Raw genomic sequence first — 8,119 nt, 5'->3', positions numbered from 1 at the left:
CCCCCCCCCCGGGGGGGGCCCCCCCGCCCCCCGGCGCGGGGGGCGGCGGGGGCCGCCCCCCGGGGGGGCTCCTCGGGGCAGTCGAAGGGCGGCGATGACCGATGACCGAGGCTGTCGGATCCGCCACGTCCGCGGCCGGCAAGGCCAGGGACGCGGCCGAGGAGAACCCGCTGGCCGGCCTCGCCCACAGCGAGGCAGCCGACCGGCTCAAGGCGGAGGCCCAGGACTTCCTGGCCGCCCAGGCCACGAAGATGCTCACCGGCCTCGGCCGCAAGCTCGGCGAGACCACGGGCAAGCTCAACGACATCGCCGAAGGCAAGAGCCCTGGATTCGCGGGGCTCGCGCTCGACGGCGGGCGCAAGCTCGCCGAGGGCAAGGGGCCGCTGCGTACCGCCCTGGAACTGGGCGGCTCCCGTGTCAAGGAGAACGTGATGAACGCCGTCAAAGGCCTGGGTGGGAGCAAGGGCAAGAAGGGCGGCGCGGGCAAGAAGCCGACCGTCATCATGGAGTCCATCGACGTGGGCGTACCGCTGCGCACCGCCTACGACCAGTGGACGCAGTACAAGGACTTCAGCGGCTTCGCCAAGGGCGTGAAGAGCGCGAGCCGCTCCGACGACACCCACTCCGACTGGCAGGCGAAGATCTTCCTGTCCAGCCGCAGCTGGAAGGCGCAGACCACCGAACAGATACCCGACTACCGCATCCAGTGGACGTCGGAGGGCGCCAAGGGCACCACCAAGGGCGTGGTCTCCTTCCATCGGCTGGAGGAGAACCTCACCCGGGTCCTGCTGGTCATCGAGTACTACCCGACCGGTCTGTTCGAGAAGACCGGCAATATCTGGCGCGCCCAGGGCCGCCGGGTCAGGCTGGACCTGAAGAACTTCGCCCGCTTCATCACCCTCAAGGGCGAGGCGGAGGACGCCTGGCGCGGTGAGATCCGCGACGGCGAGGTGGTGCGGAGCCACGAGGACGCCCTGGCCGAGGAGGAGCAGGAGAAGGAGCAGCGGGACGACGAGGGCGCCGAGGAGCCGCCCGAGGAAGCGGAGGAAGCGGAGGAAGAGGAGGACGGGGGCGAGCCCCGGTACGAGGACGAGGACGAGGAGCCCTACGAGGACGAGGCCGAGGAGGGTGAGGAGCCCGAGGAGGAGTACGAGGAGGACGAAGCGCCCGAAGGCGAGTACGACGAGGAAGAAGAGGAAGAGGAAGAGGAACCCGAGTACGCGGGAGGCGGGAGCCGTCGATGACGACCCCCAGCCGCTTCGGCGACTCCGGCAGCCGCTTCCCCGAGCCCTACGGGCAGGGCGGCGGCGCCAACCTCGCCGACATCCTCGAGCGCGTGCTCGACAAGGGTGTCGTCATCGCGGGCGACATCCGGATCAACCTGCTCGACATCGAACTGCTCACCATCAAACTGCGCCTGATCGTCGCCTCGGTGGACAAGGCCAGGGAGATGGGCATCGACTGGTGGGAGAGCGACCCCGCACTCTCCTCCCGGGCCCGCCGCGACGAGCTGGCCCGGGAGAACGCCGAGCTGAAGGAACGGCTGGCCCGGCTCGAGGAGCTGGAGCCGGGCCGGGCGCCGAAGGAGGAGGCACCATGACCGGACTGCGGTATGTGTATGCCGTCTGCCGCCCCTTCGAAAAGCCTCTGCAATCCCAGCTCAGCGGCATCGGGGGCGCCCCGCCGGCGCTGCTGCGCCACCACGGGCTGGTCGCCGTGGTCAGCACGGTCCCGGAGGCCGACTTCTGCGAGGAGGCGCTCAAGGCCCACCTGGAGGACCTGGACTGGCTGTCCGGGACCGCCCGCGCCCACCAGGGCGTGATCGACGCGCTCACCACGGTCACCACCCCGCTGCCGCTGCGGCTCGCCACCGTCTTCCGGGACGACAGCGCCGTTCGCGTGATGATCGAGGCCCGTGAGAACGACTTCCGGAAGGTTCTCGACCGGCTGGAGGGCCGGGTCGAGTGGGGCGTGAAGCTGTATCTGGAACCCGGGTCGGACGAGTCCGCCGAGCCCGTTTCCGCCGCCGCGGCACGGCCCGCGAGCGGCCGCGACTATCTGCGCCGGCGGCGCGCGCACACCCATGCGCACGAGGAGCGGTGGCAGCGCGCCGAGGCGTTCGCGCACTCCCTGCACCAGCGGCTGTCCGGGCACGCCGAGGACTCCCGGTTGCACCCCCCGCAGAACTCCGCGCTGTCCGCGGCGCCCGGCCGTAATGTGCTGAACGCCGCCTATCTCGTCCCCCGGGCGCATTCCGAGGAATTCGTGGAACTGGTGGACCGCACGAAGGACGAGGAACCGGGAATCCGGGTGGAACTCACCGGCCCCTGGGCCGCCTATTCGTTCACCGGATGGCCGCCCGAGGCCGAAAAGGACGAGGAAACGGGCGAAGAAACGAGCGTGGAAAAGGGCGGGGAAACGCGCGGCGAAACAGGCGCCGAAAGGCGTGAGAAAACGGGGGAGGGGCGGCCGTGACCGTCATCGAGCGCCGTGAGATCGCGCTGGTCGACCTCCTGGACCGGCTGCTGGCCGGCGGAGTCGTCATCACCGGCGACATCACCCTGCGGATCGCGGACGTCGACCTGGTCCGCATCGACCTGAACGCACTGATCAGCTCGGTGAACCGGTCGGTCCCGTCCCCCTTCGAACCGTTCGAACCGTTCGAACCCGAAGCCATCGAGGAGGCCGAGTGACCCCGCCCGACCGGACGCGCCGGCTCGACCTGGAACCCGACACCGTCGAACGGGACCTGGTGAAACTCGTGCTCACGGTCGTGGAACTGCTGCGCCAGCTGATGGAACGGCAGGCCGTGCGCCGGTTCGACACCGGTGAGCTGACCGAGGCGCAGGAGGAGCGGATCGGGCTCACGCTGATGCTCCTGGAGGAGCGGATGACCGAGTTGTGCGACCGCTACGGACTGCGGCCCGAGGACCTCAATCTGGACCTCGGGCCGCTCGGGCCGTTGCTTCCGCGTGACTGAGCTCAGGTCACCATCGGTACCAGCGACCCCTGCCGCCGCTCGCGTCCGTACTGCGCACCAGGAATCCCAGCAGCCAGATGACCAGGACAGCCAGCGCGATCCACCACAGAATCTTTACCGCGAATCCGACGCCGAAGAGAATCAGCGCGAGAAGCAGTACCAGCAGGATGGGAACCATAGTGTGAACCTCCTGCATTCCGGGTTTCCAGAAATTCGCGGTTCAGGCTTCTTTTCGGCACAGAATCTCCCCGTGCAGGACCGCGAACCAGCCGTCCTCGCGCCGCCCCCACTCCCGCCAGGCCTCCGATACGGCCCGCAGCTGCTCCTCCGTGGCATGACCGCCCCGCACGGCCCGCCCGGCGTAGGCGGAGGCCAGGGTGCGGTCCGCCCACAGGCCGCTCCACCAGGCCCGCTCCTCGGCGGTGGCGAAGGTCCAGGTGTCGGTGGTCGCGGTGATCCGGCGCAGCCCGGCGGCCAGCGCCCAGGCCTTCAGCCGCCGCCCGGCGTCCGGCTCGCCGCCGTTGGCCCGGGCCACCCGCTCGTACAGGTCCAGCCAGTCGTCCAGGCCGGGCAGCTCCGGGTACCAGGTCATCGCCGCGTAGTCCGCGTCCCGTACGGCGATGAACCCGCCCGGTCGGGTCACCCGCACCATCTCGCGCAGCGCCTGCACCGGGTCGCCGACATGCTGGAGCACCTGGTGGGCGTGGACCACGCAGAAGGTGTCGTCGGGGTAGTCCAGGGCGTGGACGTCGGCGACCGCGAAGTCGACGTTGGCCAGGCCGCGCTCGGCGGCGGTGGCGCGGGCCTGCTCCAGGACGTCCGGCGCCCGGTCGACACCGGTGACGTGCCCGTCCGGGACCAGCTCCGCCAGGTCCGCGGTGATCGTGCCCGGGCCGCAGCCGATGTCCAGGATCTTCATATGGGGCTTGATCGAGCCGAGCAGATAGCCCGCCGAGTTGGCGGCGGTCCGCCAGGTGTGCGAACGCAGCACCGACTCGTGGTGGCCGTGCGTGTAGACGGCGGTCTCCTGTGCTTTCGGCATGACGCTGCCCCCTTGTCGTCGTACCGGCCGCAGCGGCCGGCGATACGGATCACCGTACGCGCCCATGCCGAATGGTGAGACTCCCGTTTCGTCATGCGGACTGACAGAGCGTCAGTTCGGGGTGGACGGGCCGTCAGAACCGCGTGCGCAGCGGGCGGTAGACCGTCAGGGCCTCCGGCAGCTTCTCCACCGTGACCTCGCCCGACACCGCCGTCACCTCGCCGTCGTAGGCCAGTGGCGTGCCCGGCGCGACGCCCGACAGCCGGAGCCGGTTCACCTGCACCGCGGAATGCGCCGGAGACCGGGTGAGCGGGCCCGCCAGGGCCGCGGCGAGCAGCCGCAGCGCCGGCCGCCGGCCGCCGTGCACCACCCGCACGTCCAGCAGCCCGTCCGCCAGATCCGTACGGCGGCCCGGCGCCAGCCCCACCCGGTGGTAGACGCCGTTGCCGACGAACAGCAGCCACAGCGCCCGGCGTTCGTCCCCCACCTCCACTTGCAGCGGCCGCCGGTGCGCGCGCAGCACCCGCAGCGCGCCCAGCACCCCGGCCGGCCAGCCACCGATCCGGGACGACCAGGTGTCCCGCTCGCGCACCAGCTCCGGATACACGCCGAGGCTCAGCGTGTTCAGGAACAGCCCCTCCGTGCCGTCGCAGACGAACCGGCCCGCGTCCACCCGGACCGCCTCCCCGTGCCGTACCGCCCGGGCCAGCGCCCGCTCGTCCTCCACCGTCAGGTCGTGCGCGAAGTGGTTGAGGGTGCCGCCGGGCAGCACCGCCAGCGGCAGACCGTGCCGCAGCGCGACCAGGGCCGCCGCGTTCACGGTGCCGTCGCCGCCGCACACCCCCAGTACCCGGGCCCGCGCCGCCGCGTCCGCCAGCGCGGCCCCGACGTCCTCGGGCGCGCACTCCACGACCTCCGCCCGCGGCAGCGCCGCCCGCAGCGCGCGCACCCGGTCCGCCGTGCCCGAGGCCCGGTTGGCGACCACCACCAGCCCCTCGCCCTCCGGCAGCGCGGGCGCCGCGGAGCGCGGCCGGGCGGGCCGCCGCAGCTGGGTGCGGGTCGGCACCAGCCGCCGTACCAGGAAGGCGGCGCCCACCCCGAGCGCCGCCCCCGCGAGCACATCGCTCGGGAAGTGCACCCCCGTGTACACCCGGGACATCGCCACCGAGAACGCCACCGGCGCCACCGCCGCGCCCCACGCCGGGGACTCCAGCGCGACCCCGCACGCGAAGGCGGCCGCCGACGCGGAGTGCCCGGACGGGAAGGACGTGGTGATCGGCTGCCGCCGCAGCCGCCGTACCAGCGGGACGGGATCGAGCACCGGGCGCGGCCGGCGCACCGACCGCTTGCCGATCGTGTTGATCGTCAGCGAGGCCACGGCCAGCGAGGCCAGCCCCCGCACCGCCGCCCGGCGCGCCCTCGGGGTGCGGCTCCAGGCCATCGCGGCGGCCGTCGCCCCCCACAGCACCCCGTGGTTGGCGCTCCGGCTGAGCCTCGGCAGCACGCGCTCGGCCCCGGGCCAGTGCCAGGCGGCGGCCGACTCGAACAGCTGGGCGTCCAGGCCGAGCAGCCGCTCGCGCAGGGCGTGCCGGCCGGCCTTCGGAACAGTCAGATCCACATCTGGGCTCATGGGGAGCGACTACCCTGAAGTGCCCGTTTCCTGCGTCGGAGGGGACCGTCGGATGCGCCTGCTCCTCGTCCGCCACGGCGAGACCCCGTCCAATGTGCGGGGCCTGCTCGACACCACCGCGCCGGGCCCGGGCCTGACCCCGCTCGGCGAACGGCAGGCCGCCGAGCTGCCCGAGGCCCTCGCGGACGAGGACATCGAGGCCGTCTACGCCTCCCCCCTGATCCGCGCCCGGCTCACCGCCGCCCCGCTGGCCGCCGTCCGCGGCCTGGACGTCCTGGTCCGGGACGGGATCCGCGAGCTGTCCGCCGGCGATCTGGAGAGGGAGCCCGGCGACTCCCCGGGCGGCGAGCTGTTCCTGCGCACGGTGTTCGCGTGGGCGGCCGGCGACACCGCGCTGCGCGTTCCCGGCGGGGAGAGCGGCGAGGAGGCCCTCGCCCGCTACGACGCCGTGATCGCCGAGGCCCACGCGAGCGGCGCCTCGACCGTCGCCATGGTCAGCCACGGCGCCGCCATCCGGGTGTGGACCGCCGCCCGCGCCGGGAACATCGGCGTCTCCTTCGCCGCCGCCCGCCCCCTCGCCAACACCGGCGTGGTGACCCTGGAGGGCACCCCGGCCGACGGCTGGACGGCACTGAGCTGGCAGGGCGCCACCATCGCCCCGACGGGCGAGCCGGGGCCCACGGGCGAACCACTGCGACCCTGACCGCCGCCCCCCGACCCCCTAACCCGTTTGCCTCCGTCCCCGGTCACCCCGGAGAATTCCGCCCCATGGGACACCTGGAAGCCGCGCATCTCGAGTACCACCTCCCCGACGGGAGGACCCTCCTCGGAGATGTGTCCTTCCGGGTCGGCGAGGGCACCGCCGTCGCCCTCGTCGGACCCAACGGCGCCGGCAAGACCACCCTGCTGCGGCTGATCTCCGGGGAGCTGAAGCCGCACGGCGGCACCGTCACCGTCAGCGGTGGCCTCGGCGTGATGCGGCAGTTCGTCGGTTCCGTACGGGACGAGACGACCGTACGCGACCTGCTCGTCTCGGTCGCCCCGCCCGGGATCCGCGCCGCGGCCGAGGCCGTGGACGCCGCCGAGCACGCGATCATGACGGTCGACGACGAGGCCGCCCAGCTGCGCTACGCCCAGGCACTCTCCGACTGGGCCGAGGTACGCGGCTACGAGGCCGAGACGCTGTGGGACATGTGCACCACGGCCGCGCTCGGCATGCCGTACGAGCGCGCCCAGTGGCGGCAGGTGCGCACCCTGTCCGGCGGCGAGCAGAAGCGGCTCGTGCTGGAGGCCCTGCTGCGCGGCACCGACGAGGTGCTGCTGCTCGACGAGCCGGACAACTACCTCGACGTCCCCGGCAAGCGCTGGCTGGAGGAACAGCTCCAAACCACCCGCAAGACCGTCCTGTTCGTCTCCCACGACCGGGAGCTCCTCGACCGCGCCGCGCAGCGCATCGTCTCCGTCGAGCCCGGCCCGGCCGGCGCCGACGCCTGGGTGCACGGCGGCGGCTTCGCCACCTACCACGAGGCCCGCCGCGAACGCTTCGCCCGCTTCGAGGAGCTGCGCCGCCGCTGGGACGAGAAACACGCCCAGCTGAAGAAGCTCGTCGTCAACCTCCGCCAGGCCGCCGCCGTCAGCCACGAGATGGCCTCCCGGTACGCGGCCGCCCAGACCAGGCTGCGCAAGTTCGAGGAGGCCGGTCCGCCGCCCGAGCCGCCGCGCGAGCAGGACATCACCATGCGCCTGAAGGGCGGCCGCACCGGCGTCCGCGCCGTCACCTGCGCCGGACTCGGCCTGACCGGCCTGATGCACCCCTTCGACCTGGAGGTCTTCTACGGCGAACGGGTCGCCGTCCTCGGCTCCAACGGCTCGGGCAAGTCGCACTTCCTGCGCCTGCTCGCGGGGGAGGACGTCGCCCACACCGGACAGTGGAAGCTCGGCGCCCGGGTCGTCCCCGGCCACTTCGCGCAGACCCACGCCCATCCCGAGCTGGCCGGCCGCACGCTGCTCGACATCCTCTGGAAGGAACACGCCCAGGACCGGGGCGCGGCCATGTCCCGGCTGCGCCGCTACGAACTCACCCAGCAGGCCGAGCAGAGCTTCGACCGGCTGTCCGGCGGTCAGCAGGCCCGCTTCCAGATCCTCCTGCTGGAGCTGGCCGGCGCCACCGCCCTGCTGCTGGACGAGCCCACCGACAACCTCGACCTGGAATCCGCCGAGGCGCTCCAGGAAGGCCTGGAGGCCTTCGAGGGCACGGTCCTCGCCGTCACCCACGACCGCTGGTTCGCCCGCTCCTTCGACCGCTTCCTCGTCTTCGGCAGCGACGGCCGCGTCCGCGAGACCCCCGAACCGGTCTGGGACGAACGCCGGGTGGAGCGGGTCCGGTAGGACAGAAGAACCAACGCGGGGTGGGGGGGGGCCGCCCCGCCCCCCCCCCCCCCCCCCCGCGCCCCCACACACCCCCCCC

The 8,119-nt window shown here is 72.8% G+C and carries 10 protein-coding genes; 7 read left to right on the top strand and 3 right to left on the bottom strand.

Going from position 1 to position 8,119, the window contains the following annotated elements:
* Window positions 1–101 precede the first annotated feature (101 nt).
* Genes ACFVIU_RS15260 through ACFVIU_RS15240 form a run of 5 tightly spaced genes read left to right on the top strand, consistent with a single transcriptional unit; the run spans window position 102 to window position 2,980 of the window.
* Window positions 102–1,244, top strand: coding sequence for an SRPBCC family protein (locus ACFVIU_RS15260; RefSeq protein WP_385842908.1), 1,143 nt, complete (start codon window positions 102–104; stop codon window positions 1,242–1,244).
* Window positions 1,241–1,600: a gas vesicle protein gene (locus ACFVIU_RS15255; protein WP_385842907.1), complete on the top strand. Its 360-nt coding sequence runs from the start codon at window positions 1,241–1,243 to the stop codon at window positions 1,598–1,600. Before ACFVIU_RS15260 ends, ACFVIU_RS15255 begins: the two co-directional genes overlap by 4 nt.
* The gene (locus ACFVIU_RS15250; protein ID WP_385842906.1) at window positions 1,597–2,475 is read left to right on the top strand and encodes a GvpL/GvpF family gas vesicle protein; all 879 of its coding nucleotides are present in this window, start codon (window positions 1,597–1,599) and stop codon (window positions 2,473–2,475) included. The genes ACFVIU_RS15255 and ACFVIU_RS15250 overlap by 4 nt, the downstream gene beginning before the upstream one ends.
* Complete coding sequence (locus tag ACFVIU_RS15245) at window positions 2,472–2,693, top strand: gas vesicle protein (RefSeq protein WP_385842905.1); 222 nt, start codon at window positions 2,472–2,474, stop codon at window positions 2,691–2,693. Before ACFVIU_RS15250 ends, ACFVIU_RS15245 begins: the two co-directional genes overlap by 4 nt.
* Window positions 2,690–2,980 carry a gas vesicle protein K gene (locus ACFVIU_RS15240; protein ID WP_385842904.1) on the top strand — a complete coding sequence of 97 codons (291 nt, stop codon included), beginning with the start codon at window positions 2,690–2,692 and terminating at the stop codon, window positions 2,978–2,980. Before ACFVIU_RS15245 ends, ACFVIU_RS15240 begins: the two co-directional genes overlap by 4 nt.
* 7 nt (window positions 2,981–2,987) lie before the next feature.
* Here the strand turns inward: ACFVIU_RS15240 and ACFVIU_RS15235 are convergent, their stop codons facing one another.
* The 3 genes from ACFVIU_RS15235 to ACFVIU_RS15225 all read right to left on the bottom strand — a co-directional run bounded on the left by ACFVIU_RS15235 (window position 2,988) and on the right by ACFVIU_RS15225 (window position 5,652).
* Window positions 2,988–3,158 (bottom strand): hydrophobic protein, encoded by a 171-nt coding sequence (locus tag ACFVIU_RS15235; RefSeq protein WP_385842903.1) that lies wholly within the window; start codon window positions 3,156–3,158, stop codon window positions 2,988–2,990.
* A gap of 42 nt (window positions 3,159–3,200) precedes the next feature.
* Window positions 3,201–4,022, bottom strand: a complete 822-nt coding sequence (locus ACFVIU_RS15230; RefSeq protein WP_385842902.1) for a class I SAM-dependent methyltransferase — start codon at window positions 4,020–4,022, stop codon at window positions 3,201–3,203.
* A gap of 133 nt (window positions 4,023–4,155) precedes the next feature.
* Window positions 4,156–5,652 (bottom strand): bifunctional phosphatase PAP2/diacylglycerol kinase family protein, encoded by a 1,497-nt coding sequence (locus ACFVIU_RS15225; RefSeq protein WP_385842901.1) that lies wholly within the window; start codon window positions 5,650–5,652, stop codon window positions 4,156–4,158.
* Window positions 5,653–5,704: 52 nt separating this feature from the next.
* Here ACFVIU_RS15225 and ACFVIU_RS15220 point away from each other — a divergent pair, with 52 nt between their 5' ends.
* Both ACFVIU_RS15220 and ACFVIU_RS15215 read left to right on the top strand, forming a co-directional pair.
* Entirely contained in the window at window positions 5,705–6,355 is a 651-nt protein-coding gene (locus tag ACFVIU_RS15220; protein WP_385842900.1) for a histidine phosphatase family protein, read from the top strand.
* Between the two features lie 65 nt (window positions 6,356–6,420).
* Window positions 6,421–8,040 (top strand): ABC-F family ATP-binding cassette domain-containing protein, encoded by a 1,620-nt coding sequence (locus tag ACFVIU_RS15215; protein ID WP_385842899.1) that lies wholly within the window; start codon window positions 6,421–6,423, stop codon window positions 8,038–8,040.
* Window positions 8,041–8,119: the final 79 nt, after the last annotated feature.

The sequence above is a fragment of the Streptomyces sp. NPDC127190 genome, from assembly GCF_042672505.1.
Lineage (GTDB): Bacteria > Actinomycetota > Actinomycetes > Streptomycetales > Streptomycetaceae > Streptomyces.
This window is presented reverse-complemented; position numbering and strand designations above follow the sequence as displayed.